Below are 25,448 nucleotides of genomic sequence, written 5' to 3' on the forward strand. Positions count from 1 at the left end.
AACTAACTATACTTAAAGAGGTAAACATGACGTTTGAACAGATATATAACGAATTCTTTAAGATTATATACTCCTATATAATAATGCGGGTGCGCGACGACGGCACCGCCCAGGACCTGGCCGCCCTAACATGGCAGAAGGTACTCAAAAACCTAAACTCGTTCGACGAGTCTAAGGGCAATATACGCCAATGGCTTTTTACCATAGCCCGTAATGAGATAAACTCGCACCACCGTTTATACTACGTAAAAAAGTTTTTATCTCTTACGGGCTTTGAGGACAACAGCCAAAGCAAAGAAAAAGACGCGGCGCAGTCTCTTATAGACAATGAGGAAAAGGAAACTCTGCTGCGCGCGATGGACGGCCTAAACGCCAAAGAGCGTGACGTAGTATCGCTTAAGTTTTACTCAGGCATGAGCGGCAAAGAAATAGCACAGGCCGTAAATATAAGCGAGACCAACGTAAGCACAATAATGAACCGTGCGCTTGGCAAACTGAGAGTTTCACTGGAGGCAAAATGAAATACACAGATAAAGACATTATAGAACGCTTTCAAAAGTTCGATTTTGACGCAAACGGCGCTAAACAGGCGGAAGTTTTAAACCGTGTTAAAACACCCGCTAAAAAATCTTACCGCCCCGGCCGTAAACTGGCCTTCGCGGCCAGCTTCTGCGTGGTACTGCTGGCAGGTATTTTTGTAAGCAAAAATATGTTGCCTGAGATTATGGACAGCACTAAACAAAAAATACTCGGCGGCAGTGGCACAGTAGAGATAGACGAATATTTCGGTTTAACCGTAGAACAACTGCGCGTTGCAGAACTTGCGGCCCCGCCGCAAGGCAATAGCGCTGTTCTTGTCAAAGGGGAAAGCAAAGCCACGCCTGCACAGGCGCCGGTATATAAAGAAGCATCCGCCTCTAATAAAGCTGTAGCGGCGCACCGCTTTCAAACTAGCGTGGCCGAACCTGAGCGCAGGGTAGAAGATATGCGTTTGACCAAACTTTCTACATATGCCGCCGGAGGGTCAATGGTTAAAGCCCGCCATCCAGCCCCCATGGGCATAATAGCGGCGCAAACAGCTTATGTTGACTACAACGCCATGCAGGACGAGGACTACGCCAAGTACGTGGAAAACACGTTCTTCTCCACCGCCACGGACCCGCTGTCCACGTTCTCTACAGACGTTGACACAGCGTCTTACAGCATGGTCAAAAGAGACATACAAAGCGGCCGCCGTATTAACCCGGACGCTGTTAGAATTGAGGAGTTTATCAATTACTTTGATTACAACTATCCTCAGCCCACAGGTTCAGACCCGGTAAGCATAAATATGGAATATACCGATTCCCCCTGGAACAAAGGCCTTAAACTGGTAAAAATAGGCCTTAAAGCCAAAGATATTGAAAAGGCCAAACTGCCCGCCAGCAACCTGGTGTTTTTGGTAGACGTGTCAGGTTCCATGGCGTCAGACAACCGCTTGCCGCTGGTTAAAAAAGCCTTAAGAATGTTGGTAGATGAGCTGCGCGCAGAAGATTCCGTATCAATAGTAACTTACGCGGACGGCACCAATGAAGTTCTTTCAGGCGTAAAAGGTTCTAATAAAGAAAAAATATTAACAGCCATTGACGCACTTAACGCAAGCGGTGGCACCTACGGCGCGGGCGGGCTGGAAAAAGCTTACGAAGCGGCTAAAAAGAACTTTATAAGAAAGGGTAATAACAGAGTAATACTTGCCACGGACGGCGACTTTAACATAGGCCCCCGCTCCAACGCCGAACTGGAAGAACAGATTACCAAGGCCAAAGACTCAGGCGTATTTTTAAGCGTACTCGGCTTTGGTATGGGCAACTACAAAGACAGCAAAGTACAGACACTGGCCAACAAAGGCAACGGCAACTACGCCTATATCAATGACCTTTTTGAAGCCAGAAAGGTGCTTGTAAAAGAGTTTGGCGCAACGCTGTTTACCGTAGCTAAAGACGTTAAAGTACAGGTAGAGTTTAACCCCGCAAACGTAGCCGCTTACCGTTTAGTAGGCTATGAAAAAAGAAAGCTGGAAAACCAGGACTTTAACGACGACAAAAAAGACGCCGCAGAAATGGGCGCCGGGCACACCGTAACCATACTGTATGAGGTTATCCCCGTTGACGTAAAGAGCGAGCTTGCGCCTGACATAGACACGCTTAAATACGCCAAAAAATCAGACGGCATTGGCAGCGGTGAATTACTGACCGTTAAAATAAGATATAAAGAGCCCTCTTCAGACAAAAGCAAACTTATGGAGAAAGAACTTGACGCAAATTCCTACGTAGCTTTTGACAAGTCATCAGACGATATGCGCTTTGCAGCCAGCGTGGCCCAGTTTGGCCAAATACTTAAGGGCAGCCAGTACAAAGGCGACATGACTGTAAAACAAGTATTAGACACCGCCAAAAAAGCCAAAGGCACAGATGACGAAGGCTACAGAGCGGAGTTTATAAGAATAGTTGATTTAAGCCAGGCAAACCTGTAACTAACACAACTAACTAAACATCAGTAAATATCCCCCAGAAATACCGGGGGGATATTTTTATGCCGTTATTAGTGCCGTTATAGCAGTGAATTTCACAGGGTTTTGAGTGGATTTTGAACTTTTCCGTTTTCGGCACACTTGGTGCGGACAACACGGTGGGTGTGGCGAAAGCGGAAAAGTTCAAAATCCGCCAAAAACCGAAGAAATTCTTTTCCTTTTATTGAAATTTAAGCGAGCGCAGAGAGCAACTTTTGGAAGATGCAAAGCAGCAGTCCGCAGGAGTGCTGAGCGCATTTTTTATGTGCAAATAATGTTAAAATTAATTTAATATTACTTCTGGGGAACAATATGAATAACCAAATACCTGATGACTTTTTTGATACTATAATAAACCGCGCGGGCACGGGCTCTATTAAATACGCCCCCGCTATGTTTGGCAAACCGGCTGACATTATACCCATGTGGGTGGCCGACATGGATTTTAAGGTGCCGCCCGCCGTAACCGCCGCGCTTAAAACCGCCGCGGAGCACGCAATTTTTGGCTACTCGCACAGCGGGTCTGAGTATGATACAGCATTATGCAACTGGTTTAAAACCAGACATAACTGGAACATAAAACCCGGCTGGAACGTGCAAACGCCAAACGTGCTTTTCGCGCTGACTGCCGCCATACACGCGTTTACAAAAACCGGCGACGCCGTCATGATATGCCAGCCCGTTTACCCGCCTTTTGAGCAAATTATTTTAGGCGCAAAAAGAACGCTTGTTATTAATAACCTTAAACTTGAAAACAACAAGTATTACATTGATTTTAACGCTTTTGAAAACGACATCCGTAAAAACAATGTAAAAATGTTCGTGCTGTGTTCCCCCATAACCCCGTAGGCAGAGTATGGACGAAGGAAGAACTTTCCAATATAGCAAACATTTGCGCCAAACATAATGTAATGATAGTATCCGACGAAATACACTGCGATCTTACTATGCCGGGCGTCACCCACACGCCAATAGCCTCTTTAGAAAACGCGGCCGATAATACCATCACGCTTACCGCGCCTACCAAAACATTTAACCTGGCGGGGCTGCAAAACTCCAACACAATTATCAAAAACCCCGTATTAAGAAAAGCGCTTAAAGAGCAGTGCGAAGGCACCGGCTACCATATGATAAACACCATGGGTTACGTAGCGGCAGAGGCCGCGTACACACATGGGGCACAGTGGCTGGACAGGCTGCGTGATTACCTTAAAACTAACGTGGATTTTTTAGACAAATCTCTCAAAGAGCTTAACTGCGGTGTATCATTGATACAGCCCGAAGCCACGTACCTTATGTGGCTGGACTGCCGCGCCTTAAAACTAAATGACAAAGAGCTGGAAGACTTCTTCACAAACAAAGCTAAAATATGGCTAAACACAGGCGTAAGTTTTGGCAATGGCGGGGCTGGGTTTATGCGTATGAACATAGCCTGCCCGCGCGCCACGCTTGCCAAAGCCATGGCCAACCTAAAGCAAGCCGTTAAATAAAAAAGCCATTATCAATACCGTTGCATAAATAAATTTCACAGGATTTTAAATTTTTTCCTCTCCCTCTTAGGGGAGAGGGTAGGGTGAGGGTAATGTACACAAACATTTTGTTGTAAAACTTATGTTGAAATAAGAATAGCACCCTCACCTGCTTTGCCACAGCTACTGCGTAGCAAACAACGCGGCAAAACTTCCTCTCCCCTAAGAGGGAGAGGAGAAATAGTCCAAACGCATGCCCGAAACACGAAGCGAACACCTTCCTACAAGAACCCCAAAGCGAAAAACTCCCCCGGCACCTGCCTTTTAACAGTATTCAATAAATGCTTTAATATAGTAATGACACCACAAGAAGCGCTTAGCAAAATCTACGGGTATCGCTCGTTTATCGGCTTACAAAAAGAAATTATAGACGCTGTTATGCATGGCAACAGCGCGCTTGCGCTTATGCCTACGGGCGGCGGCAAATCACTTTGTTACCAAATACCCGCGCTGTGCTCCAACGGTACCGCTATAGTTATTTCCCCTTTAATATCGCTTATGCAGGACCAGGTTTCCACCTTAAAAGATTTGGGCGTGAAAGCGGCGGCGTTAAACTCACTTATGCCCGCCAGCGAATCCAGAGAAACATTCAGACAATTTGTAAACGGCCAGTTAACTTTGCTTTATGTATCGCCCGAAAAAGCGGTCACGCCGGATTTTTTAGATGTGCTTACCCGTATAAAAATATCGCTTTTTGCCATTGACGAGGCGCACTGTATATCGCAATGGGGCCATGATTTCCGCCCGGAATATATGCAGCTGGCCGTACTTAGGCAGCGCTTTCCAAATATCCCCACTCTAGCGCTTACCGCCACGGCGGACGCAATGACAAGAAAGGATATTATTAAAAACCTAAACATACCAAACGCGCAGGTATTTATAGCCAGCTTTGACCGCCCTAATATAACATATTCGGCCCAGCTTAAAGACAAAGAGAAACAGCAGCTTATTAATTTTATAGAAAACAAACATCTGGGTGACTCCGGCATTATCTACTGCCTCAGCCGCAAACGCGCGGAGATGTTTGCCGAGTTTTTGTGCGAACACAACTTTAACGCGCTTGCCTACCACGCCGGTATGGACGCGGACGCCCGCCGCCGCAACCAAGATATTTTTATTAAAAAAGAGGGCGTAATAATGTGCGCCACAAACGCTTTTGGCATGGGCATACATAAGCCCGACGTACGCTTTGTTGTGCATATGGACCTGCCCAAAAGCGTAGAGGCCTACTACCAGGAAACCGGCCGCGCGGGCCGTGACGGGTTGCCTTCTGACGCAATGCTGTTTTACGGCACTAAAGACATAGCGCAGTTAAGAAATTTTATAGAGCAGTCCTCCGCGCCGGAGCAGCAAAAAATTGTGGAACGCCAAAAGCTAAATATGCTGGTGGCGTACGCGCAAAGCTCGGCCTGCCGCAGGCAAATTTTGCTTAATTATTTTGCCGAAAAGGGCGCCGCGTCCTGCCCCGCTTGCGACAACTGCCTTACCCCGCCGCAAACTTACGACGCCACGCTGAATATGCAAAAGTTCCTCTCCTGCGTTTACCGCACGGGGGGCGGCGGCTTTGGTTTTGGCACGCAACATATAATAGATATTTTGCTGGGTAAAAAAATAGATAAAGTAGAAAAGTTTGGCCACGATAAGCTATCCACCTACGCCATAGGCCAAGACACTGCCGAGGACGAATGGAAGTTTTTGGCCCGGCAAGCAATTGTAATGGGGCTGGCCGACATGGACCCGCAACACTCCACCCTCACGCTTAGCCGCGCCGCATGGCCCGTGCTAAAGGGCACCGAAAAAGTACAGCTGCGTAAACTGGAAAAACCAATAGGCAAAAAAGAAAAGAAACAAAAAAAGCAAGATAAATACGCCGCCATGCCGGCCGCTGACAATGAACTTTTTGAAAGACTTAGAAAGTTACGCCGCAAACTGGCTGAAGAGGAAAATATACCGCCCTATGTAGTATTTAGCGATAAAGCGCTAATAGAAATGGCCGCCATAAAACCCAGAACGCCCGAGGACTTTGCCAATATCAACGGCGTAGGCCAGTTTAAACTGCAAAAATACGCAGAAGTCTTTTTAGAAGAAATCAACGCGGAAGTGTAATAACGCCAAAAATAAAGTATATTGGAATTATGAAAAAACTAATATTATTTTTTAGCTTAAATTGCGCTTATTTATTATCGGTATTTTTATTCGCCAATCCGCTGCCATTAAAAATAAATTATAACGACGGCGAAGCGCTGCCTATAACACAAAAAGCTGTGTTGGATAAAGTATACACCCAAACCGCTTCTTACGGCGTAATTAACGCGTGGGATTTTAACCCATTAGAGCATGAATCTTTTGTTAAATGCTTTGAAGTTGAAGAAATAAAAAGCACGGTTATTTGTGTTTTTAACAGCCAGAAAACCATGAACCAAGTGCTTTTAAGAACCAATATCTATGTTGAAGATACCGACGGCAAAGAATATATTTCAAAAAAAGATTTTTATTCTGACAAAAAATTTAACAGAAGCGGCATTACCAGAACTTATATTAATGAAATGCTGGGCAACGGCGGCAAACACTACGGGGCAAGGGGCTATGATTTGCCGGGGCAAAAAATTAATATGTTTTTAACCCTCAATGACAACGACAGCACCAAGCCCGCGCTTACAGACGCAAAAACAAAAATCTACGCCAAACAGGAAGAAGATTTTTTGTCTTTCCTCAAGACTATAAAAAATAAATTTGCAAATAATTACACTCTTATAACCGCAATATCTAACGGAGATTATATCTTTACCATTTCCCACGAGGTTCTACACGCGCAGTATTTTTCTGATAAAAAATTTAGAAAAAATGTGGACTCATATATAAACTCAAACATAAATACCCCGCCGCTGGAACTGCTTTCAAAATATTTAAAAGAGTGGGCGTTTGCGTCTATAGAAGAGGACCTTGTTTTAAGAAACAATGAGATGCTAGCCTTTTTACTTGCCACACAAACATATGAAGAAGCTCTTGATAAGGGGCAGGCGCCTATACTGGCGGCTCTTTTAAAAATAGATTCCTCTACTAAAAACAATGCCGTTTATGATAAATTTTTTAATGAGGTGTATGATTTGTGGAAGGATTTTGATAACAACGCTGACTTCAAACTTTTTTCTGAAAGGTCAAAAGAGATTATTAAAAAATATGATCTACCCATCTCCACCAGCCAAACAGACAGCGCGTTCTACCAATACCTTATAAAGAAAGGCACCGCACCCGTAATAGTAAAATAACTTTTAACAATTACAAAAACAGCGGCAGATTATATAATCTGCCGCTGTAACTTTGAATGGTAGCCCCAACAGGAATCGAACCTGTATCACCTGCTTAGAAGGCAGATGCTCTATCCATTGAGCTATGGGGCCAAAAATTGTTGAATTTATTGTTGTGCGCAAGCCCGGCTCCCCGGGCTGGACTCGAACTACATATATATTTTACAAAATCTGAATTATTTTTGCATAAAAGTTATTTTCACCGCGCCCGGCCTATTTAGGTATAATAAAAATATAAAGTTTAAAGGAGGAGTTATGAAAAGAGGTTTTACGTTAATAGAACTGCTTGTGGTAGTTCTAATCATAGGCATACTTGCCGCAATCGCGCTGCCGCAGTATACAAAAGCGGTAGAAAAGTCCCGCATGGCAGAAGCCGTGCTTAATATGGGCAATATGGTAAAAGCTATAAACATATACAACCTTACACAGGGCAACACAAACGCGCTTGATGAAAACACCTCCCCCGCAGACGTATGGGATATTGATTTAAGCGGCGGCAACTCTTGGACATATACTACCTGCTGTGGCTGGGGGTACCGCACTAAGCATTTTATATATCTACCGTTTTATCAGGGCGGCAATGTAAGCGCCTTAAGATGCACCGGCACATGCACCGACGCCGATATGGAATCGCCCGACCCGGAATATTATTTTGAACAAAACATCGCGGACGGTTCCGTAAAATGTTACCCCAGCAAAACAGGTGCGCTTTCTAAGGTTTGCGGCGCTTATAAATAGTTTTTACTCAAGCCTTTGCATAGTGCCGCGCTCCAGGCTTTTAGCTTAAAGTCAAAGCTTTTGGCGGCGTACGCCGGGCTGGTAGACGGCAGCGGGATATACTCCACACCTTCAAGCCGGGTATTATATTTAAAATAAAACTTTTCCGCGCTTTTACCGTTAAAAAACACCTGTCTTATAGACGGGTGTTTTTTAATAAACCCGTTTATATCATTGGGCGCAATATCTTTAATATCACTGTCTAAAGAGCCTTCCCTTTTGCACGAGGCCACGGTATCCCACAGCGCCAGGCCGCCCCCCGTTATCAAACGTTTTTTAACATTATAATCTGCGCTAAACTCCGCGCCAAAAAACTTAAACATGATAGGCCAAAACGCGTTACGCCCGTGCCCGTAATATTCCTCCATAGCAAGAGAGTCCTCCCCCGGCATAGTGCCAAGTATAAGTATTTTAGGGTTTGGGGCCGTTAGCGGCGCAAAGCATTTTTTCATATTCTTATATTATAAATAATATTCTAAAAATGATAGAATAGAGTAACTTATATAAGGGTAGTAAAATGACCAAAAAGAGTCTCAGTTTTTCATATTCCAAAATGTCACTCTACCGTGAGTGCCCGCAAAAATTTAAATTCCGCTATATCCACAAAATACCGGAAGCGCCTAAGTATTACTTTGCCTTCGGCAATGCCATGCATAAAGCGCTGGAATATCTTTACGGTGTATCGCAGCCCCCCTTCCCCACATTACAGCAGGTGCTGGACTTTTTTGACGCCGATTGGCGCGCTACCTCTTATGAAGACAAAGGCTACGCCAGTATATCCAAAGAGCTTGAAGGCTACGACGAGGGCCGCCGCATTTTAGTTTCCTACTACCAAAAGCATAAAGAAGAACTTTTTGTACCGCTGGCGGTGGAGTTCCGCACAACTTTGGCTATAGACTCGCTTTCACTTATCAGCATTATTGACCGTGTGGATTATCTTGGCCAGGGCCGCGTGGCAATAACAGACTACAAAACAGGCAAAACCGTCGCGCGTGAGCCGGACCAGCTTTATATGTACCAAAAGGTTATGGAAGCCTCGCCGGTGCTTAAAAACATGGTAATGGCTAAAGATTCTTCCGCCAAAGAAGTTAAAGTTGAGCGCATGTCTTTCTACCATTTACCCACCCTAAAAGCAATGGATTTTGACCCCGCCCCCGAGGCAGAAATAAAAGTATATTGGGACGGAGTATTAAAAACAGCCGACGAAATACGCGCGGAAGTTTACACCCCATCCCCGTCTGAATCCAAATGCAGATTTTGCGACTATAAATCCATGTGCCCCGTTTTTACGGGCGTTGAGTATGAAGAGTTTGCCAAAACGCCTAAGCCGTCTATAATGCTTACCCCAAAAATGGAAGAGGACGTGCTGTCTGCCAAAATAGACAAACTGGCCGAAATCGGCCAAAGTTACGCCGCGCTTAAAAAAGAAATTATAGCCATAATGCAGGAACGCAACTACAACCAGCATTTTGGCACCGATTACAAAGTGGAACTTGTGCAAAAACAGGCTATTGATTTTGAAGATAAACAAGCCGTAGTTGATATGCTTAAAGCAAGCAATCTGCTTAAAAAAACGCTTGTGCCCACACAGTCCACCATAGAGGCATTACTTACGGACTCTGACGTACCGCAAGACGTTAAAGATAAACTGCGCGCCATGAGCCGCACCGTTACCACGCAGGATTTACAAATTAAAAAAGTGGATAAATAATATGTTTTCATTCTTAAAAAAAGGCAACTTTAAACTAAAAATTTCCATAGTTACAGTGGGCCTTTTTTTATGTTTATTCACGCTTTTCAGGCTGGCTATTTTTGTGCGTTACCACGGTGTATTTACCGGGCTTAGCGGGGCTGATATACTTTCCTCTTTTACCAACGGCTTACGGTTTGACATGTCAATGATTGGCACGTTTGCCATGGTGTTTGTGCTGCTGCTTAATTTGCCCGTAAAATCAAAAGTCTGGGTAAAAACATTCCTTATAATATTGGCGACCATCTTTATAATCATGGCGGGCACACTGGTTGGCGATTTTATTTATTTTGACTATGTTAAACGCCATATGGCAGAGGAACTTTTGGTAATAGCCAGCGACGTTGGTTTTTTGGTCAAATACACTTTAACGTCAGCACTTATCCCCCTTATACTGCTGCTTGCGTCGTACGGCGCGGCAATATTTTTAATAATAAAATTTGTTAACAAATATTATGACCCCGCTAAAGATAACCTTTCCTGGGCAAAAACAGCGGCGGTGCTTTTGGTAATAGCAGTTGTAACGGTATTTGGCATAAGGGGCAGGATATTCGCCCACAAAACCATAGGCATAGGCGATGTGTACGCATACGCCTCCTCGCCAGAGGAAGCCGCGCTTACGCTTAACGGTATTTTTACTTCTTACCATACGCTGCGCAAAGGCAAAGTGGAGTTTGACAACGCCATGCCTTTTGATACCGCGCTAACTATAGCCAAACAAAATTTAATAACAGATTACGAAACCGTGCCCAATGCCGACTACCCTTTAATGCGCTCATTAAATGTAAAAGGCGAACGCACCGGATACAACTTTTACGTGGTACTTTTAGAGGGCTGGAGCCCGTATTATGTGGACTCTTTAGAAGGCAACGGCAAATTTAAGGTTACGCCGGAGTTTGACGCTATTGTTAAAGACTCCGTTGTATTTACAAACGCCTATTCGGCGGGGCTGCGCAGTATATTCGGCTTTAGCGGCGCGTTCCTGGGCATACCAATGCTGCCGGGCATGCCTATGCTGGGGTACGGGCTGGAACTTTCCCAGTTTACAGGCATGGGCACGGCGTTTAATAAATACGGTTACTACACAATATTTTCACAGGCTTCTTACCGCGACTCTTACCGCATGTGCGCGCTGGCGTCTGGCGTAATAGGCACTGGCGGCAGTTACGGGCGTGAAGACATGCCCGAGATGCTGCCTTATAAAGAAAAGGCCGTCTTTGGTTTTGACTATGACGCGCTTATTTTTACCGCCGACAAATTAAAAAATAAAAAGAATTTTTTGGCCCTTACATTTACCGCTATCACGCATGACCCTTTTACCGTTACCTTACCGCAGTTTGAGGCGTACCCAAGGGGCGTATCGTGGGAAAACGATTATTTAAATTCGCTTTATTACGCTGACTATTCAGTAGGCGAACTGATTAAAAAAGCTAAAACAGAAGGCTGGTTTGATAACACAATTTTTATTTTTCTTTCAGACCATAGTTCCGGCGACCTTAACCGCGGCACGCTTAAAAACCGCTACCGCATACCTTTTGTAATGTACGCGCCCAAAATATTAAAACCGCAGGTTATTAACCACACCGTCTCACAAATGGACCTGCTGCCAACTATTTACGACCTGGCTAATATAAGCGACCCGTATGCCGCTTTTGGTAAAAGCGCCTTACGCGCGGACGCCAACCGCTTCGCGTTCTTTTCAGAGGGCACAAACATAGGTATAATAAATGACAACGGCGCTATTATGCACAACGGCAAAACTATAGTAAAAGAAGAGGCCGATAATGCGCAATTTAACGCCGCCCAGGCGGCTGACCTGGCCTTAGCTTTAGAAAAGGCCTCAACAGTTTTAATAAAAGATAATAAGTGGTTTAAACAGGACTAAATATGGATAAACACAAAACGCTTTTTGCGGTACTTGACCAAGGCAGCAGCGGGTCGCGCGTATTTTTAGTTAACGAGCGCGGCGAGATTGTGCTAAAAAAGCATAAAGAAATAGTTTCCAAGCACCTAGGCCTAAACCTGGCGGAATACGACGGGCAGGAATTACTTGACTCCCAGCTCACCCTGCTTAAAGAAGCCTTAGAAAACTTGCCTAACCAAGTATCCTCCATAGCCGTTACCACGCAGCGTTCAACTATAGTTTTGTGGGACAAAACCACCGGCCGCGCCGTGGCCCCCGTGCTTACCTGGCAGGACGGCAGAGGCTATAAAGAGGCCGAGGCTGTGGCAATGCCGCAAGAGGAAATACATAAAAAAACAGGCCTTTATAAAACACCCTTTTACTCAGCTTCCAAAATAACCTGGTGCTTCAACAATATCCCAGCGGTCAAAGAATGCGCCGCCAATGGCAACCTGCTTATAGCGCCTGTGGCCACCTACATTATATGGCATCTTACAGGCGGCAAAGTTTTTGCTACGGACCCTACTTTGGCGCAAAGAACTTTACTTTTTAACATAAATACCTTTAACTGGGACGACGAACTTTTAACCGCTTTCGGCGTACCTAAAGAGTGTCTCCCGCAAATTAAAAATACTTACGATGACTACGGCGATTACAACGGCGTACCCATAAAAGTTTGCATTGGGGACCAGCAGTCCGCCGCCATTGGCATAGGCGTAGCCAATGAGGGCGACGCCGTGATAAACTACGGCACGGGCGCGTTTTTGCTTGTCAACACAGGCAGCAATTTACGCAGTATACCGGGCATATTAACATCAGTAGGCGCGACAACGGCTCAGCAAAACAGAAACTTTATGCTAGAGGGCCCGGTTAACGCGGCCGCCGCAATATTCCAGTGGCTTGGCGGGGTAGGATTAAGTTTTGACTCCACCGAGATAGATGATTTGTTTGCCAGAGCGCAAAAGCCAATTTGGTTTTTGCCGGCGTTTGGCGGCATAGGCGCACCGTATTGGGACTTTACCACACAAACAGTTATGAGCGGCTTTACCACCGCCACTAAAAAGGAAGACATTGTGGCGGGCGGCGTACGCAGCCTTGGCTTTATGCTTGCCGATATTGTGTTCTATATTAAACAACACGGCATAAACACGGGCGGTATAAAGGTATCAGGCGGGTTTGCCAAAAACCACAGTCTGCTTAAATTTCAGTCAGACATTTTACAGCAAAAGCTTATACAAACCTGCGAGAGCGAAACAACTGCGTTAGGCGCGGTAGCAATAATGGCCCAGCATGAAAATATAGACATAAAACTATGGGACAACTTTACCTCCAGCCGTGAGTTTACGCCGCAAATTACCCCGCAAGAGGCGCAGGCCGACTACATGGCATGGCGCAAGTTTTTCGACTGGTGCCGCAGCTTTAAATAGTAAATATCTAACAACTAGTAAAAAGTGCTATTAGAAAAAATGCCGTTCCCTCAGCGAAGTATGAGCGTGAGGGTCCCAAGCAAAATGTGTTGTGTAACATAACGCCTCACTTGTTAAATACCTCTTATGTCTTCGCTTTGCAACAACACTATACCACCCTTACGAATATTAAGAATATCTTTTTTATAACTGCGTTTGCTTGGGACCTTCACGCTACGCTGAGTTAACGGCCCCTTATTTTATAACAACATACAAAAGCCCCGCCGTATGGCGGGGCTTTTTGTTATACATAATTTTATTTTACTAAAACTATCTTCTTGCTGTTGAGCTCTGCGTACCGGGTGTGCCGCCTACAAATATGCTGGCTATACCGCCGGACCCGTCGGTAACCAAGGTGGTGGGCATTACGCCGTTCCACTTTTCTACCGCGTTAAGGGCAACAATTTCTTTATTATTTACCAAGGCTCTGCCTCTTAAATTAAGCGCTTCGGCCTCGCCTTTGGCGGCTATAATTTTGGTTTCCGCCTCAATACGCGCCTGCTGTTGGGCAAATTTGGCGCGTTCGGCCTGTTGCTCTTGTACCATTTTTTCTTCAATGGCTCTTTCAAGCACGTCGGAAAGGTCTATATTTTCTATAACAACATCTTCAATAACATAAACATTATACTGCTGCAGGCGTTGTTTTAAAATTTCCATAATTTTAGCGCGCACGGCCTCGCGTGATTTTACCAGCTTTTCCGCGGTGTACTGCGCGGTAACTTCTTTAATAGTGTCGCTAAGCTGCGGCAATAAAATCGTATCGGATAAACTGTCTCTGTAATCCACCACTATGCTTACAGCGCGTTCAGGCACTACGCGGCCTACCACGTTAACAACCATGGCCACACTCTGCAAGTCCTGCGAGAACGCCATTGTTTTTATACTGTATTTATAGTTTGCTGTTTTGACCTTATGCACCTTTGATATTATAGGCATAACAAAGTTAAGGCCGGGGCCGATAGGCGTTTCTTTAGCTTTACCCAGCACTACAACAACGCCTCTTTCATTAGGCTGCACAACTACAAAACTGGACGAAATTACAGCTATAACAAGCAGTAATATTACACCAAAAAATATAAGGCTTCCGTTTAATCTCATTCATTCCTCCGGGGTTTATTTTTATATATGATATAAAAAATCCCTGAATTAATTCAGGGATTTTAAATTTATTTCTTTTTCTTAGTTTTTGTCTTTGGCGTTTCCACCTTTTCCACCACAAGACTGCTGTGCGCCATGGGTTTATTTTGCGTTGCCACATTATCTTCATAATTTAAGCTGGCCGTATTTGTATGCGCCACGGGCACCGCGCCGCGTACGGCGGCTTTGGTGTTGGCCGCTGTGTCGGCGGCTTTATTTTTGGCCTTGTTCTTTGCGGCCTGCGCCTGCGCTTTTACTTTATTATTATAAGTTTTTCTGGCTTCCGTTTTAGGGCTATAAGCAAGCACCAGGTTTTGCGCGCTTACACCGTTTAAATCAGCGGCTTCAAGGTTGGCGTCTTTTTTAATAAAGTCAGCCGCCACCAAATCATTTTTAGTTTTAAGCGCTATTATTAAAGGGGTTTCGCCATATCTGTCCGGCATTTCCAGGCGGGCGCCGTATCTTAAAAGTTCATCCGTTGTTTTAACGTCACCGCCCGCTGCCGCGTGGTGCAACGCGCTTTTAGCTAAAACGTCTATTTTGTGAACATCGGCACCATTGTTAAGCAAATATGCCACAATGTTACTGTGCCCGTTAGCGGCGGCGGCCATTAAAGGCGTAATGCCATAAGAGTTAGCTTCATCCACTTTGGCTTCGCCCTCAATTAAAACCTGAACTATGTTAAGGCTGCCGTTTTCAGCCGCTTTGTATAATGGGGTAAAGCCTTCCTCGTTTTTTTCGTTAGGGTCAACACGGGCGCGTAATAAGGTTTTTACACTATCAACATCTTTGCCGCTTACGGCGCGCATTAAAGAGGTTTCATACACAAACTTACCCGCCACACCGCTTTTCTCCCCCACTTGCGTGCTGGGGTAGGCCTGGTAGGGCTGTTCCGTGGCGTCTGTCTTTTGAGTTTCATAATTTAAGGTTTTGCCAAGCACGGTGCCCTGGGCAAACGCGCCCGACGCAACTGTTAAGGCAAGCAAACTTAAAACATATTTTTTCATACTTCCCCCTAATTATTGTTAATGTTATAATAATTATAGCAAACATTAGAGTAAGGCTATAATAATTAACTAACTAAATTTTGTTATTTAGTTATAATTAATTATTTTATTGCATTTTGCCTTTATAGATGTTATTATAATATTATCAATTTTTACCCACAGACCCTTCGTTCTTTACCCCCGAAGGGATCTTATAAAGGGCCAGAACTTACCCCCTCTGGTCCTTTTTTATGCCCCAACGCCTAACTTTTTTATTTTCCCGAACATAAATGCTTATAAATGATATAATGTAAATAATATTATTTAGGAGGAATTAGTATGCCACATAAAATTGATGCTGCTGTTTGCATTAACTGCGGCGCCTGCGAAAGCACCTGCCCGGTTAGCGCGATATCTGAGAAAGACGGCAAAAGAGTTATAGACGCCGCTGTCTGCATAGACTGCGGTGCCTGCGTATCCAGCTGCCCCGTCAGCTGCATAAGCGCCGCCTAGCACTTTAAAGGCCGCCCTGGACAAGGTTGCGGCTTTTATGTTAGAATCAAGTTAGACAGAACTTACTTTATTAAAATAGGTTAACTATAATGGCAGACTTTAGCACCAATATAAAAAAGAAGCTTTCCTCCCTTAAATCTGACGACAAATGCGCAGTATCCGCAATTAATACAGAAGACAACAAAATTATTAAAAAATTTGCCGCTATGGGCATAGTTTCCGGCGCAAACATAAAAGTAAAAAAAGCAAGTAACCCTATGGTGCTGGAAGTTGCCGGCACCGAGGTGGCCCTTGGCAAAAAAATGGCAAGCCTGGTGGAAGTAGATTTTGAAGTAAAAAAGATTGTTCTTGTGGGTAACCCTAACGTGGGTAAAAGCGCGGTATTTTCACGCTTAACTGGCGTAAAAGCGGTATCTTCCAATTTTCCCGGCACAACTGTATCGCTTAAGCAAAGTATATCCCAAATAGACGGCAAAAATTTTATTGTATATGACGTACCCGGCGTATACAGCCTGGAAGCCAACTCTAAAGCGGACGAAGAAGCTGTAAACATTATTAAGAACAAAGACTATGACCTTATAGTATGCGTGCTGGACGCTATGCATTTGGAGCGTTCTTTATTTTTCGCGCTTGAGCTTATGGGGCTGCAAAAGCCTATTATATTTTTAATAAACAAGGCTGAATCGGCAAAAAGAAACGGTATTACCATAGACGCTAAAATACTGCACAGAACGCTTGGCGTGCCTGTAGCGGCGGTAGAAGCGTTAACCGGCGAAGGCTTTAAAAAGGCCGAGCGCGCCATTGGCAGAATGGTACACTTTGTAAAACTTTTTGTACCCAAAGACATCCCCCAAACCGACGAAGGTAAATGGAAGCTGATAGGCGAAATATCCAAAACAGCGCAAACCCTAAAACACAAACACCCAAGCATTTTAGAAAGAATGGCCGAACTTTCCACCCGCCCCTTACCGGCCTGCCAATAGCGCTTATAGTGCTGGCGGTTTGTTTTTATCTTGTAAGAACAATAGGTGAGGGGCTGATAGACTTGCTTACGCCTTTATATGAAGGGTACTATGTGCCGTTTATCACGGGCATATTTAATGGCGACGGCTTTATAACCAAAATACTTGTGGGCGGCGGCACGGAAAACTCCTTCGGTATACTTACGGACGCTTTGCAAATAGCTTTAATAGACGTTATGTCTTACGTGGTTGTATTCTACGCCTTGTTAGAGTTTTTGGCTGACCTTGGCTACCTGCCCAGGCTTTCTGTTTTGCTCGATTCCTTCCTGCATAAAATAGGCATACACGGCTACGGCGCTATACCTATAATGATGGGCATGGGCTGCAAAGTGCCCGCCGTAATGGGCGTAAGAACCCTTGAAAGCAGAAGAGAAAAAATAATAGCAGTAGTACTTGTACTGCTGCTTGCGCCGTGCATATCGCAAAGCGCTATGATAATAAGCATACTCTCCCCGCACGGTATAGGTTATGTATTTTTAGTGTTTGGCATATTGCTGGCCACGGGGCTTGCCGCCGGCGCCATGCTTAATAAAATAATGAAAGGCAACCCGCCTGAAATGTTTATGGAAATACCCGCCTGGCAGCTGCCAAAGCCTAAAGAATGGGCCACCAAAGTATGGTACCGCATGAAAGAATATTTGCTGGACGCGGTGCCGCTTATCGTACTGGGCGTGCTGGCTATTAATATAGCGGAGATGCTTGGCCTGCTTAATTTTATTACAAGACATACGGAAAAGCCGCTTACGTTTTTATTCGGGTTACCCGGAGAGACAGCGTCTATAATGATACTGGGCTTTTTACGTAAAGACGTTTCTATAGCGCTGCTGGAGCCCTTTAACCTTACCGCCGCGCAGTTGGTAACGGCGTGTGTGTTTATGACAATGTACGTACCCTGTATAGCCACGTTCTTTGTAATGTTAAAAGAATCCGGCGTTAAAGACACATTTAAAATTGTGGCGTTGTGTTTAATACTGGCCACAATAATAGCGTCGCTGACACACTTTGCTTTCGCAGCTTTTTAAAAAAATTATTAATAAAGAAAAAGCTAAAATTGGAAGCTGGAGCGCCGTGGAATAAGGAATAGAAAAACAATAAAGAAAAGCCCCGCCTAACGGCGGGGCTTTATTACAATTACAACTAGGATTTTTTATTGAACGGAAGTGCAGCACGTATGCCAAAAATAGCAAACGCCTCCGCCATACGCAGCAAGCCGTCGTTGGTGGCAAAATTTTTTGCCGCGTCAACAATATCCGCTACCCCCTCCATACCTAAAAACTGCTCTACAAGCATTGAAAGGGACTCTAACAATACTATAGCGCCCGCGAGGTAAGTTTTCTTCCCCGCCAAAAAACCTTTTACGCCTTTTACGGCGTTAATAAGTTTTGACGGGGCTAAAAAACCAAATATTTTATTAATCATTGTTTCTCCTTAGGGGCTCTGTATCCGGTACCGTTAATAGGTCTTGTAACGGAAACAGATACTTTACCTCCTAAAATTCTTTTGAAAAGAATCATAATTATTTTCTTTAACATAATCTCCTACAATCCCTTGTTTTAAAGTAAAAGACTCAAGGGATTTATTTAAATTTCTAAACGGGTAGCCCAGGCTTATATGCACCCAGGTCACACCGTTTTCTTCTTCTAAAATAAGCTGCCCGTAGGGCAGCCTGGCCGCGCGCAACGCCTCAAACACCTGCGCTGCGGTTAAATTTGCCGCTACAATATCGGCCGCCTCGCCAAGCGTATGCTGGCTGCGCGGTGACCCCTTTAAAATTTTGTTTAAACTGCCGCCCCTAAAGCCTGACGTTACGGTTATTTTTGTTTTTAAAATATCCGCGGCAGGCTCCAGAAGGGTGTCGGCCAAAATTTTTAAAGGAATCACATAATCCAGCGCTTCTTGCTTGTTTACTTCAAGGAGGGAAGTATTAGTAGGGCATAAATCAAAAAAACTAAAGTTTTCTGACAGAGGAAAGTTTGTCATTTTCTTTCCCTCATAAGAATATTTTTTATATCCCGTATATCTTCGGACGAGCTTGTAAGCTGCGCGTTGATAGCGGCGTAACTGCGCTCAACCTGGCTGAGGCGCTGTTCTATATTATCCAGTCTTTTAGGGGTAACAATAGTAGATGCCAGCCACAACGCGAAAGATACCAGGGCGGTTATTATTAATATCGTATTTTTAGGCAGACTGAAGTTATGGTGGCCGCCGCTGTTAAGCACTATGTTTTCCTCTATCATACAACCTCCACGGCGTCTATGCGAGTCTGCCAGTTTTCAAGATCAAATTCCAGCCCTTCTATTCTCATGAAGATATTATTTATCTGCGGCAATTGCGGCAGTAAAATATCGCCAAGGTCTAATTGCGGAAGTAAGCGGGTTACAAACACGGCGCGTTTTCTTTTTTTGCTTACATAAGAATAAACCGCTTCTGAAAGTGCCTTAGTAATATCCACCCCGCTGGCAGGCAGTAAAGAACCCGATGGTAAAGACATGCGCCTGATACCGTATAAATCAACACAGTCAGGTTTTTGTTCGCGCATAGTTGCGGGCGTTGTCAGCAGGGTGTAGTTGCCAAATGACGCGCTTACATGGTTGTAAATATAATCCAACCCGCCGTTAAGGTTATCCACTTCAAATACATCTTTAGGCAAAAGCTTAAAGTATGAGGAAATGTCGGTATTTCTTTTTTTAAATAAGAAAGTTCCGTTACGGTCATAGCCTATTTCATAGGCGGTAAGCGCGGCAAGCTCTTTCATAACTTCCAGCCCGCTCATGCCCTCGGCATTTACTATGGCAACCTTTGTAGTATCTGTAAGCCAGTTAAAAGACCAGTATTTTAAATAGGGTAAATTAGACTGGTATGACACGTGTACATTAACATACCATTTAAACTGAATATACCTGCCCGGCAAAAATTCTAAAGAACCTTTTGACACACTGGCCCAATCGCTCCAGGCAGCGTCTTCAGAGGTTTTTGTACGCGCGTACATTTGCGTTGTGTGTTGCGCGGGCACATAGTCATAATAATCTAAACTGCCCCAACGGCCCCAGGACTCGGTACCGTCAATAACAGGTGTTAAATAATAACCTTCGGGGTAAACGGCGGAAAAAGCGGTATCGTAAAGGTTTGAGTTTTTTATTTCCAACAAACCGTTAGAATTTGTACCGGGGCAAAATACCGCTATTTGATAGTTGGAAGCGTTGTAAGAGGTATCCGTACAAATAATGCCAAGGTTTAACCAAATACCCGCATGCGTAGGCTTTGTAGGAATACTATACGCCCTAAACACACCGTTTTTATCACGCGTAAGCCTGACGTGTATTTGCGTCATGTTATAGCCGTAGTTATTACTAACCTCGCCTATTTTAGTAAGCGCGCCGTTAGTAACTTTGTAAATATATATCCACAGTTCTCTGCTGTACTTCACTTCCATACTTATTGCATAACCGTTAGAATTTGTACGCACGCCGCTGTCACTTATAAAGTGGTAATAGCAGGTTTGCCCGGCAACATCCTGTAACATGGCAAATTCCCACGAACCGTAATAATTTTTTTGCGGTGTGCGGGCGGAGCAATAGCTGCTTACTAAACCCGCTATCTGCGCGTAATAACCGCCCAGCGTCCAGCTTACTGTGGCGGGGGCTTCCATAACTTCCCAAGAGGCTGTTATTCTTTCCGGGAAAGATGTTTTTACGCCAAGCCCGCTGTCTTGCGTTTGCAGTCCCACAAGTTCGCCTTTAAAACCGGTTGTTGTATTTTCCTGCACTGTGTTTATAACACTGTTGCCAAACTCGGCCTCGTCTATGTCTCTGGTTTGGGCCTGGGCGGCGTCGGCAATAGAATGTGCTATCCAGTGTATATATTTATCCTCGTGAAAGTGGGTAAAGGATACCCACAGTTTTTCATCTTCCGCAAGCGGTTCTTTTAGTACAATACGGGCCCCCTGCTTATGTTCGCAAAGGTTTTCAACGGTGTAATCATAATCCTCTTTTAATATAGTTGCGGCCGCAAGGATTACGCCTTTTTTTACGCATGTAATCTTATTAATTGCCGAGGTTAAAGTGGCGTAAGTATTTTCTTCCACATGCGCCGCTTCTTCATCTTCTGACGATAAAGAAAAACAATCTGTGGTTACATTGTCCAATGTGGCCAATTCCCCCGTTACTGTTATAGTTACTGTTTTTTCTTCAGGCTGGTAAACAGGTGCGGTTAAAATATAACCTTGAAAAAGTTTTATATTTTCTATGCCGCCGTTTTTTTTTATGCCGGCTTCAATAATTACCTTACTGCCGTATATACAGCCGGGCACATTAAAAAAATTTCCCCCCTCATCAAACTCTCCGGCGGTATTGGCAAGGGTAATTGTGCATACAGGCGTGTTCCACACGCCGTAGCCCTCGGTATCCAGTTTCCACTTTATGGGTGACATCTCCACAATATAGGCGGAAATATTTTTACTTGCGCTGTAGGATATGCCGCCCGCGCTGACGGTGCGGATTTGCAGGCAAACTTTTTTTGTATAGCAAATATCATTACTGTTTATCAGTTGTTTAAATGTTTGTGAAATATTTTGCATATTATCTCTCTGCCAGATTTAAGTCCAGTTCAAACAAGCCTGTTTTTACGTCATACTTTTCAGAAGGGGTTTTGATAAGCGCGAAGTCATACATCTCCCCACGCCCCTCCATCGGAACAAAATGAAAAACCAGAGAGTTCCCCTCTGCAAAGGCCTGTATGATTTTGTCTCTTACCGCAGAACTGCAGTTGGATATATACAAACGTCCGCCTGCTTTTTTATACTCCTGCCAGGTAAGTAAGCTGCTATTAGCAAGATAGTAATAACCTTGTTTACCTAAGTCGCTGCGGCTAAACTGCGTGGAAGTATGCCCCAAACTTAACAATTTGCCAAATAACTTTATACTGCCTACGCTTATGTTAGCGGCGGCTTCCATATAAATATAAATCTTATTGTCTTTTATATCAGGCAAGCGCAAATATATATCTGCCGCGCTGAGTACGCTTTCAAACAACAAAACCCTTGCGGAAGAATATAATTTTATTTTACTGAGATTAGAATTTTTTAATACCAAAATATTAACCTCGGTTGCCGTGCTAAATGTTACAGCGTACTCAGCGCTTGTAACATCAAGCTCAATACCGTTGCACAAATCGGACGAAGTGGTATTGTCAATTAGCCCGGGGCCGTAAATATCTATAGTACGGTAGCTCATAACGATGCCTCCCCGCTTTTTTGTTTACCTATTTTGTAGCTGATTTTGGCGTGTTCTATCGCCCATGCGGCGCCGCGGCGCGCGGCGGCGGAAACTTCTTCCGCCAGTCTTTTAGCGTCGATATTTGAGCCGCCGCCGTTTACTGTTACCGGTGTATTAACCGTTAGGTTAACACTGCCGCCGCCCGTGACCCCGGCACTGCGGGCCGCACTTGCTGGCGCTGTGCCTTGTTTGATAGAAGACACAACATCGCTGGGTAAAACATATTCCCCCGCATGCAGTAAATATGGCCCTGTCTGCGGTATGGGCCCGCCTGTCTCGCGCGACCCTAACAGGCCGCCCAGCAGCCCGCCGCCCCCGCCCAAAAGCCCCGTTACGCCGCTTATTACAGAGTTGGACAGCATTTGCGCTATCATACTTGTATAGTTCTGCAAGATATTGCCAAAAACATTTTTGGTAAGGCTTTCTAAATTTAAAAAGTTCTTAGAAGACTTATCAAAAAAGCCTTGCATGGAAGAAGACGACAGCTTTACAGTATTACTTATAAACCGTGTCATATTGTTAGAATACTGGGAGGTTTTTGTATTTAAATTTTCAAACGACTTACTTACCGCCTGCATAGTCTCGGAGGTTTTTCTGTCGGCCTCCTCAAACCCTTTGGGGTTAAATACCGCGCCCAGTTCTATAAAAAATTTTCCTGCTTGTGTTTCATTCATATTTAATTCCGATATTTCCTAAATTTTCTTTTGTTTCATCCGCCGCTTCCGCCTGTGGGAAAAACGCGCTTAAAAAAGCGTTAACGTTTCTTTCCGTATGTTTATCCGCCTGGCGGGCGGCCCAAACAAGCCAGCCTATTGGGTGAGACAAAATATATTCGGTACTGTAACCGAACGCAGACGCCACCTTTCCTACGGCGTTCGAAATAGCGTCTAAATTTTCTTGCCTTCGAACGCCAATTTGAAATTTGCCGCTACCGCCGCAAAATCGTTAACCTCACTTACAGCTTTAGCCAGTGCGGCGGTTTCCTCAAGAGTAATCTGGGCGGAGATATCCTTTTCCCTTTCAAAACAAAAGTTGGTAAGAATATTTATTATTTCACCCGCCTGCCCGGGCCCGGCGCTGCAAAGCATATTAAGAATAAAATTATTATCTTTGCTTGTGTCCGCGCCAAACGCTTCGTACAACTTTCCCATTATGGAACCAAGGCATATAGTTTGCTTTAAGGTTAATGCTTTTATTTGCACTTCTCTGCCACAAATATTTACTTTTGTTGATTTGTTTATAAACGGCTGCATATCGCCCCCTTAGTTAAGCTATATCTTCCACTTTGCCAAAACGCTCGGTATCGGCTTTGCTTGTGTCCACAAGTACGGTAAATTCAATGTCAGCCACGGTTTCGCCGTCGCGTTTATAGGTTTGTGTTGTCTTACCGTTTATTTTTGTTTTCCAAAAAGTGTATTTGCGTTTTTTGCCCTGTGCCCCTTTTACGTTTATGTATAAGGTGTAAGTTTTGTCCGCCGCCGTTGTAAGATTGGCGGAACTCCCGCTGACTTCCCCCAACCCCATAGCTATAGATAAATTATTTAATGTAGCCTCGGCCAAAGTTGTTTTTACTTTTAAGGACTCCGCCGTCACAACCTGGTCTATGGGGCCAAGGTACTGGTCTACCATAATTTCCTGTTGCGTGCTGTCATGCTCTATGCTGATGCCGCCCTTTACAAGGCCAAGCGCAGTGGCACTCTCTTCCGCAGTGCCGTACGCGGCAAGTTTAATTGTATTTTGGGCCTGCAGGCCCACTACTATATTTGTTGTTGACATAAAATCTCCTATTTACTTCTAAATTTAAAACTGAAAGTTAATACGCGCACGCTTCTGTTAAGGTCGTCCACATAATCATTACCGCCTGTTTTTTTGGCGTAATATATATAATAATCCTCTGCAGGGACATCTTCTACCCCGTCTAACAATTCTGTTACCCGCGCGGCCGCAGCCAGCACACCCTCAAAATCTGCGGCAGTGATAATAATGTTTAAAGATTCTTCGCTTATCACTTCCTCGGTGGTTCCGCCGGGGTTTGTACTGCGGTACACTATAAATGGCGGCTTGGCCGTCATTTTAGCTATGTTTGGGTATAGTTTACTGTCCGCTTCTGTCGCCTCAAGTAAAACCTGCAAGGCAGTGTCTGCTGCTAAGTATAAATAAATATCTTTAGCTATCATTTAAGACTCCTTTTCATGAGCGTGGTATAACGTTTTATTATCTCTTTGCAAGTTTTTTCGATATCTTCGTCGGATATTTTTGCGTTATTTTCAACACTTTTCATTTCTTCCTTTAACCTTGCCAGGAGTTGGGTAAACTGGTAAAAATCTTCTATTTTTACTTCAAATTCCGTCATTGTTTTTTTACCTCCAAATAAAGGCAAAGGTACTCATGTCCGCCGCCCATATTAAGCTGGCCTTTTATATGGTAAATTTCGCCGTCCAGCACTATTCTTGTAAGCGCGTCGTCCAGTTTTAAATACTCCAGGTACATGGCATGGGTGGAAAGTTTGTATTCGTTATAAGAACTTATTCTTTCGTCGGCACTGCGTGTTCTTATACGGCATTTGATATTGTTATAAAGCGTGTGCCAAGTATTTTTAATTTCACCTGTTACAGGGCATTGTGTTTTGGTGCAAATTTCTATATTGCAGGTTTTATTTAATAGTGAGGTAAAGCTCATACGCTGTACCTCCTGTACTGCTCAAGAATGCTAAGCACGCTTACAGGCATTGCGCCCTGCAGCTCAGCGTATGATACGGAATAGTCGCCCAGGCTTTCTGACTTTACGGCGCCGTCTGATTTATTTAAAAGGTATTTTACCCACTGCCACATGGCCAGTTTAATATCGGCGGGAACAGCGTCAACGTTTTCGGCCAGACCTGCTTTGTAAGTTACCAATACCGCGCCTGTAAAAAAACCGTATTTTATATGTAAAATGCCGCTGTTGTGGTTTATGCTAAACTGCTCCCCACTTATTTCTTCCCCGTTTTGCATAATCATGTTTACTTCTTCCACCGGGTAGAAAGATAGCTGTAAAACTTTGCTCTTATCTTCTATAAAATGCGCTTCTTCAGATATTATCCTGCTTATAATAAAACGGCCCAAAAATACTTCCGCCGCGCTGCTTACGCTTTCCAAAAGCATGCTTATAAGGGCGTCTTGCTCTGTGCCTGTAATACCAAGATATTGTTTTGTTTCTTCTAATGTTGTTAAAACCTGTGTCATTTATCCCCTTTA

General features: G+C 44.3%; 27 protein-coding genes, 1 tRNA gene and 1 pseudogene. 12 read left to right on the plus strand and 17 right to left on the minus strand.

The window, feature by feature from the left end; genetic code table 11:
* Nucleotides 1-26 precede the first annotated feature (26 nt).
* The 5 genes and pseudogenes from AAIR98_RS07875 (at nt 27) to AAIR98_RS07895 (ending at nt 7,346) form a co-directional block, all read left to right on the plus strand.
* Entirely contained in the window at nt 27-521 is a 495-nt protein-coding gene (locus AAIR98_RS07875; RefSeq protein WP_423971644.1) for an RNA polymerase sigma factor, read from the plus strand.
* Nucleotides 518-2,512 carry a vWA domain-containing protein gene (locus AAIR98_RS07880; RefSeq protein WP_423971645.1) on the plus strand — a complete coding sequence of 665 codons (1,995 nt, stop codon included), beginning with the start codon at nt 518-520 and terminating at the stop codon, nt 2,510-2,512. The genes AAIR98_RS07875 and AAIR98_RS07880 overlap by 4 nt, the downstream gene beginning before the upstream one ends.
* 474 nt (nt 2,513-2,986) lie before the next feature.
* Nucleotides 2,987-4,038 (plus strand): annotated as a pseudogene (locus AAIR98_RS07885) (MalY/PatB family protein).
* Nucleotides 4,039-4,374: 336 nt separating this feature from the next.
* Nucleotides 4,375-6,183: a DNA helicase RecQ gene (recQ, locus tag AAIR98_RS07890; RefSeq protein WP_423971646.1), complete on the plus strand. Its 1,809-nt coding sequence runs from the start codon at nt 4,375-4,377 to the stop codon at nt 6,181-6,183.
* A 29-nt stretch (nt 6,184-6,212) separates the two neighbouring features.
* On the plus strand, nt 6,213-7,346 hold the full coding sequence (locus AAIR98_RS07895) for a hypothetical protein (protein ID WP_423971647.1): 1,134 nt from the start codon (nt 6,213-6,215) through the stop codon (nt 7,344-7,346).
* 57 nt (nt 7,347-7,403) lie between these two features.
* Here the strand turns inward: AAIR98_RS07895 and AAIR98_RS07900 are convergent.
* Nucleotides 7,404-7,478: transfer RNA gene (locus tag AAIR98_RS07900), tRNA-Arg, on the minus strand.
* Nucleotides 7,479-7,640: 162 nt separating this feature from the next.
* On the opposite strand from AAIR98_RS07900, the gene AAIR98_RS07905 reads away from it, so the two are divergent.
* Complete coding sequence (locus tag AAIR98_RS07905; RefSeq protein WP_423971648.1) at nt 7,641-8,123, plus strand: type IV pilin protein; 483 nt, start codon at nt 7,641-7,643, stop codon at nt 8,121-8,123.
* On the opposite strand, the gene AAIR98_RS07910 is transcribed toward AAIR98_RS07905, so the two are convergent.
* Nucleotides 8,114-8,614: a DNA-deoxyinosine glycosylase gene (locus AAIR98_RS07910; protein WP_423971649.1), complete on the minus strand. Its 501-nt coding sequence runs from the start codon at nt 8,612-8,614 to the stop codon at nt 8,114-8,116. The genes AAIR98_RS07905 and AAIR98_RS07910 overlap by 10 nt on opposite strands.
* Before the next feature lie 65 nt (nt 8,615-8,679).
* Between AAIR98_RS07910 and AAIR98_RS07915 the strand changes: the two genes are divergently transcribed.
* From AAIR98_RS07915 to AAIR98_RS07925, 3 genes are read left to right on the plus strand one after another with little or no spacing between them, the layout of a single operon-like run.
* On the plus strand, nt 8,680-9,873 hold the full coding sequence (locus AAIR98_RS07915) for a RecB family exonuclease (RefSeq protein WP_423971650.1): 1,194 nt from the start codon (nt 8,680-8,682) through the stop codon (nt 9,871-9,873).
* Between the two features lies 1 nt (nt 9,874).
* Nucleotides 9,875-11,797: an LTA synthase family protein gene (locus AAIR98_RS07920; RefSeq protein ID WP_423971651.1), complete on the plus strand. Its 1,923-nt coding sequence runs from the start codon at nt 9,875-9,877 to the stop codon at nt 11,795-11,797.
* Between the two features lie 2 nt (nt 11,798-11,799).
* Nucleotides 11,800-13,242 (plus strand): FGGY family carbohydrate kinase, encoded by a 1,443-nt coding sequence (locus AAIR98_RS07925; protein ID WP_423971652.1) that lies wholly within the window; start codon nt 11,800-11,802, stop codon nt 13,240-13,242.
* A gap of 309 nt (nt 13,243-13,551) precedes the next feature.
* Here the strand turns inward: AAIR98_RS07925 and AAIR98_RS07930 are convergent, their stop codons facing one another.
* Together AAIR98_RS07930 and AAIR98_RS07935 are read right to left on the minus strand one after the other, a co-directional pair.
* Nucleotides 13,552-14,379 carry a prohibitin family protein gene (locus tag AAIR98_RS07930; RefSeq protein ID WP_423971653.1) on the minus strand — a complete coding sequence of 276 codons (828 nt, stop codon included), beginning with the start codon at nt 14,377-14,379 and terminating at the stop codon, nt 13,552-13,554.
* A gap of 68 nt (nt 14,380-14,447) precedes the next feature.
* Complete coding sequence (locus AAIR98_RS07935) at nt 14,448-15,425, minus strand: ankyrin repeat domain-containing protein (protein WP_423971654.1); 978 nt, start codon at nt 15,423-15,425, stop codon at nt 14,448-14,450.
* 318 nt (nt 15,426-15,743) lie between these two features.
* Here AAIR98_RS07935 and AAIR98_RS07940 point away from each other — a divergent pair, with 318 nt between their 5' ends.
* From AAIR98_RS07940 to AAIR98_RS07950, 3 genes are all read left to right on the plus strand, one after another.
* Complete coding sequence (locus AAIR98_RS07940; protein WP_423971655.1) at nt 15,744-15,917, plus strand: indolepyruvate ferredoxin oxidoreductase subunit alpha; 174 nt, start codon at nt 15,744-15,746, stop codon at nt 15,915-15,917.
* Nucleotides 15,918-16,006: 89 nt separating this feature from the next.
* Nucleotides 16,007-16,900: a FeoB small GTPase domain-containing protein gene (locus AAIR98_RS07945; RefSeq protein WP_423971656.1), complete on the plus strand. Its 894-nt coding sequence runs from the start codon at nt 16,007-16,009 to the stop codon at nt 16,898-16,900.
* Nucleotides 16,786-17,961 carry a nucleoside recognition domain-containing protein gene (locus tag AAIR98_RS07950; protein ID WP_423971657.1) on the plus strand — a complete coding sequence of 392 codons (1,176 nt, stop codon included), beginning with the start codon at nt 16,786-16,788 and terminating at the stop codon, nt 17,959-17,961. Before AAIR98_RS07945 ends, AAIR98_RS07950 begins: the two co-directional genes overlap by 115 nt.
* 115 nt (nt 17,962-18,076) lie before the next feature.
* Here the strand turns inward: AAIR98_RS07950 and AAIR98_RS07955 are convergent, their stop codons facing one another.
* The 13 genes from AAIR98_RS07955 to AAIR98_RS08015 all read right to left on the minus strand — a co-directional run bounded on the left by AAIR98_RS07955 (nt 18,077) and on the right by AAIR98_RS08015 (nt 25,436).
* Complete coding sequence (locus tag AAIR98_RS07955; RefSeq protein WP_423971658.1) at nt 18,077-18,358, minus strand: hypothetical protein; 282 nt, start codon at nt 18,356-18,358, stop codon at nt 18,077-18,079.
* Nucleotides 18,359-18,421: 63 nt separating this feature from the next.
* Nucleotides 18,422-18,919 carry a D-Ala-D-Ala carboxypeptidase family metallohydrolase gene (locus AAIR98_RS07960; RefSeq protein ID WP_423971659.1) on the minus strand — a complete coding sequence of 166 codons (498 nt, stop codon included), beginning with the start codon at nt 18,917-18,919 and terminating at the stop codon, nt 18,422-18,424.
* A complete protein-coding gene (locus AAIR98_RS07965; protein ID WP_423971660.1) occupies nt 18,916-19,176 on the minus strand; it encodes a hypothetical protein in 261 nt (86 codons plus the stop codon). The genes AAIR98_RS07960 and AAIR98_RS07965 overlap by 4 nt, the downstream gene beginning before the upstream one ends.
* The gene (locus tag AAIR98_RS07970) at nt 19,173-21,515 is read right to left on the minus strand and encodes a hypothetical protein (RefSeq protein WP_423971661.1); all 2,343 of its coding nucleotides are present in this window, start codon (nt 21,513-21,515) and stop codon (nt 19,173-19,175) included. The genes AAIR98_RS07965 and AAIR98_RS07970 overlap by 4 nt, the downstream gene beginning before the upstream one ends.
* 1 nt (nt 21,516) lies before the next feature.
* Entirely contained in the window at nt 21,517-22,170 is a 654-nt protein-coding gene (locus tag AAIR98_RS07975; RefSeq protein ID WP_423971662.1) for a hypothetical protein, read from the minus strand.
* On the minus strand, nt 22,167-22,886 hold the full coding sequence (locus AAIR98_RS07980) for a hypothetical protein (RefSeq protein WP_423971663.1): 720 nt from the start codon (nt 22,884-22,886) through the stop codon (nt 22,167-22,169). Before AAIR98_RS07980 ends, AAIR98_RS07975 begins: the two co-directional genes overlap by 4 nt.
* Complete coding sequence (locus tag AAIR98_RS07985) at nt 22,879-23,037, minus strand: hypothetical protein (RefSeq protein WP_423971664.1); 159 nt, start codon at nt 23,035-23,037, stop codon at nt 22,879-22,881. The genes AAIR98_RS07980 and AAIR98_RS07985 overlap by 8 nt, the downstream gene beginning before the upstream one ends.
* A 62-nt stretch (nt 23,038-23,099) precedes the next feature.
* The gene (locus AAIR98_RS07990; protein ID WP_423971665.1) at nt 23,100-23,465 is read right to left on the minus strand and encodes a hypothetical protein; all 366 of its coding nucleotides are present in this window, start codon (nt 23,463-23,465) and stop codon (nt 23,100-23,102) included.
* Between the two features lie 13 nt (nt 23,466-23,478).
* Nucleotides 23,479-23,988 carry a hypothetical protein gene (locus tag AAIR98_RS07995; protein WP_423971666.1) on the minus strand — a complete coding sequence of 170 codons (510 nt, stop codon included), beginning with the start codon at nt 23,986-23,988 and terminating at the stop codon, nt 23,479-23,481.
* 8 nt (nt 23,989-23,996) lie between these two features.
* On the minus strand, nt 23,997-24,389 hold the full coding sequence (locus AAIR98_RS08000) for a hypothetical protein (RefSeq protein ID WP_423971667.1): 393 nt from the start codon (nt 24,387-24,389) through the stop codon (nt 23,997-23,999).
* Nucleotides 24,386-24,565, minus strand: a complete 180-nt coding sequence (locus AAIR98_RS08005) for a hypothetical protein (RefSeq protein ID WP_423971668.1) — start codon at nt 24,563-24,565, stop codon at nt 24,386-24,388. Before AAIR98_RS08005 ends, AAIR98_RS08000 begins: the two co-directional genes overlap by 4 nt.
* The gene (locus AAIR98_RS08010; RefSeq protein ID WP_423971669.1) at nt 24,562-24,891 is read right to left on the minus strand and encodes a phage head completion protein; all 330 of its coding nucleotides are present in this window, start codon (nt 24,889-24,891) and stop codon (nt 24,562-24,564) included. The genes AAIR98_RS08005 and AAIR98_RS08010 overlap by 4 nt, the downstream gene beginning before the upstream one ends.
* Nucleotides 24,888-25,436 carry a phage head-tail connector protein gene (locus tag AAIR98_RS08015; protein WP_423971670.1) on the minus strand — a complete coding sequence of 183 codons (549 nt, stop codon included), beginning with the start codon at nt 25,434-25,436 and terminating at the stop codon, nt 24,888-24,890. The genes AAIR98_RS08010 and AAIR98_RS08015 overlap by 4 nt, the downstream gene beginning before the upstream one ends.
* Nucleotides 25,437-25,448 lie beyond the last annotated feature (12 nt).

It is taken from the genome of Elusimicrobium simillimum (assembly GCF_049639735.1).
GTDB lineage: Bacteria > Elusimicrobiota > Elusimicrobia > Elusimicrobiales > Elusimicrobiaceae > Elusimicrobium > Elusimicrobium simillimum.

Coding starts and splice junctions, on each gene's coding strand:
- AAIR98_RS07875 (WP_423971644.1), top strand. CDS start 27: ATGACGTTTGAACAGATATATAACGAATTCTTTAAGATTATATACTCC.
- AAIR98_RS07880 (WP_423971645.1), top strand. CDS start 518: ATGAAATACACAGATAAAGACATTATAGAACGCTTTCAAAAGTTCGAT.
- recQ (WP_423971646.1), top strand. CDS start 4,375: ATGACACCACAAGAAGCGCTTAGCAAAATCTACGGGTATCGCTCGTTT.
- AAIR98_RS07895 (WP_423971647.1), top strand. CDS start 6,213: ATGAAAAAACTAATATTATTTTTTAGCTTAAATTGCGCTTATTTATTA.
- AAIR98_RS07905 (WP_423971648.1), top strand. CDS start 7,641: ATGAAAAGAGGTTTTACGTTAATAGAACTGCTTGTGGTAGTTCTAATC.
- AAIR98_RS07910 (WP_423971649.1), bottom strand. CDS start 8,614: ATGAAAAAATGCTTTGCGCCGCTAACGGCCCCAAACCCTAAAATACTT.
- AAIR98_RS07915 (WP_423971650.1), top strand. CDS start 8,680: ATGACCAAAAAGAGTCTCAGTTTTTCATATTCCAAAATGTCACTCTAC.
- AAIR98_RS07920 (WP_423971651.1), top strand. CDS start 9,875: ATGTTTTCATTCTTAAAAAAAGGCAACTTTAAACTAAAAATTTCCATA.
- AAIR98_RS07925 (WP_423971652.1), top strand. CDS start 11,800: ATGGATAAACACAAAACGCTTTTTGCGGTACTTGACCAAGGCAGCAGC.
- AAIR98_RS07930 (WP_423971653.1), bottom strand. CDS start 14,379: ATGAGATTAAACGGAAGCCTTATATTTTTTGGTGTAATATTACTGCTT.
- AAIR98_RS07935 (WP_423971654.1), bottom strand. CDS start 15,425: ATGAAAAAATATGTTTTAAGTTTGCTTGCCTTAACAGTTGCGTCGGGC.
- AAIR98_RS07940 (WP_423971655.1), top strand. CDS start 15,744: ATGCCACATAAAATTGATGCTGCTGTTTGCATTAACTGCGGCGCCTGC.
- AAIR98_RS07945 (WP_423971656.1), top strand. CDS start 16,007: ATGGCAGACTTTAGCACCAATATAAAAAAGAAGCTTTCCTCCCTTAAA.
- AAIR98_RS07950 (WP_423971657.1), top strand. CDS start 16,786: ATGGAAGCTGATAGGCGAAATATCCAAAACAGCGCAAACCCTAAAACA.
- AAIR98_RS07955 (WP_423971658.1), bottom strand. CDS start 18,358: ATGATTAATAAAATATTTGGTTTTTTAGCCCCGTCAAAACTTATTAAC.
- AAIR98_RS07960 (WP_423971659.1), bottom strand. CDS start 18,919: ATGACAAACTTTCCTCTGTCAGAAAACTTTAGTTTTTTTGATTTATGC.
- AAIR98_RS07965 (WP_423971660.1), bottom strand. CDS start 19,176: ATGATAGAGGAAAACATAGTGCTTAACAGCGGCGGCCACCATAACTTC.
- AAIR98_RS07970 (WP_423971661.1), bottom strand. CDS start 21,515: ATGCAAAATATTTCACAAACATTTAAACAACTGATAAACAGTAATGAT.
- AAIR98_RS07975 (WP_423971662.1), bottom strand. CDS start 22,170: ATGAGCTACCGTACTATAGATATTTACGGCCCCGGGCTAATTGACAAT.
- AAIR98_RS07980 (WP_423971663.1), bottom strand. CDS start 22,886: ATGAATGAAACACAAGCAGGAAAATTTTTTATAGAACTGGGCGCGGTA.
- AAIR98_RS07990 (WP_423971665.1), bottom strand. CDS start 23,465: ATGCAGCCGTTTATAAACAAATCAACAAAAGTAAATATTTGTGGCAGA.
- AAIR98_RS07995 (WP_423971666.1), bottom strand. CDS start 23,988: ATGTCAACAACAAATATAGTAGTGGGCCTGCAGGCCCAAAATACAATT.
- AAIR98_RS08000 (WP_423971667.1), bottom strand. CDS start 24,389: ATGATAGCTAAAGATATTTATTTATACTTAGCAGCAGACACTGCCTTG.
- AAIR98_RS08005 (WP_423971668.1), bottom strand. CDS start 24,565: ATGACGGAATTTGAAGTAAAAATAGAAGATTTTTACCAGTTTACCCAA.
- AAIR98_RS08010 (WP_423971669.1), bottom strand. CDS start 24,891: ATGAGCTTTACCTCACTATTAAATAAAACCTGCAATATAGAAATTTGC.
- AAIR98_RS08015 (WP_423971670.1), bottom strand. CDS start 25,436: ATGACACAGGTTTTAACAACATTAGAAGAAACAAAACAATATCTTGGT.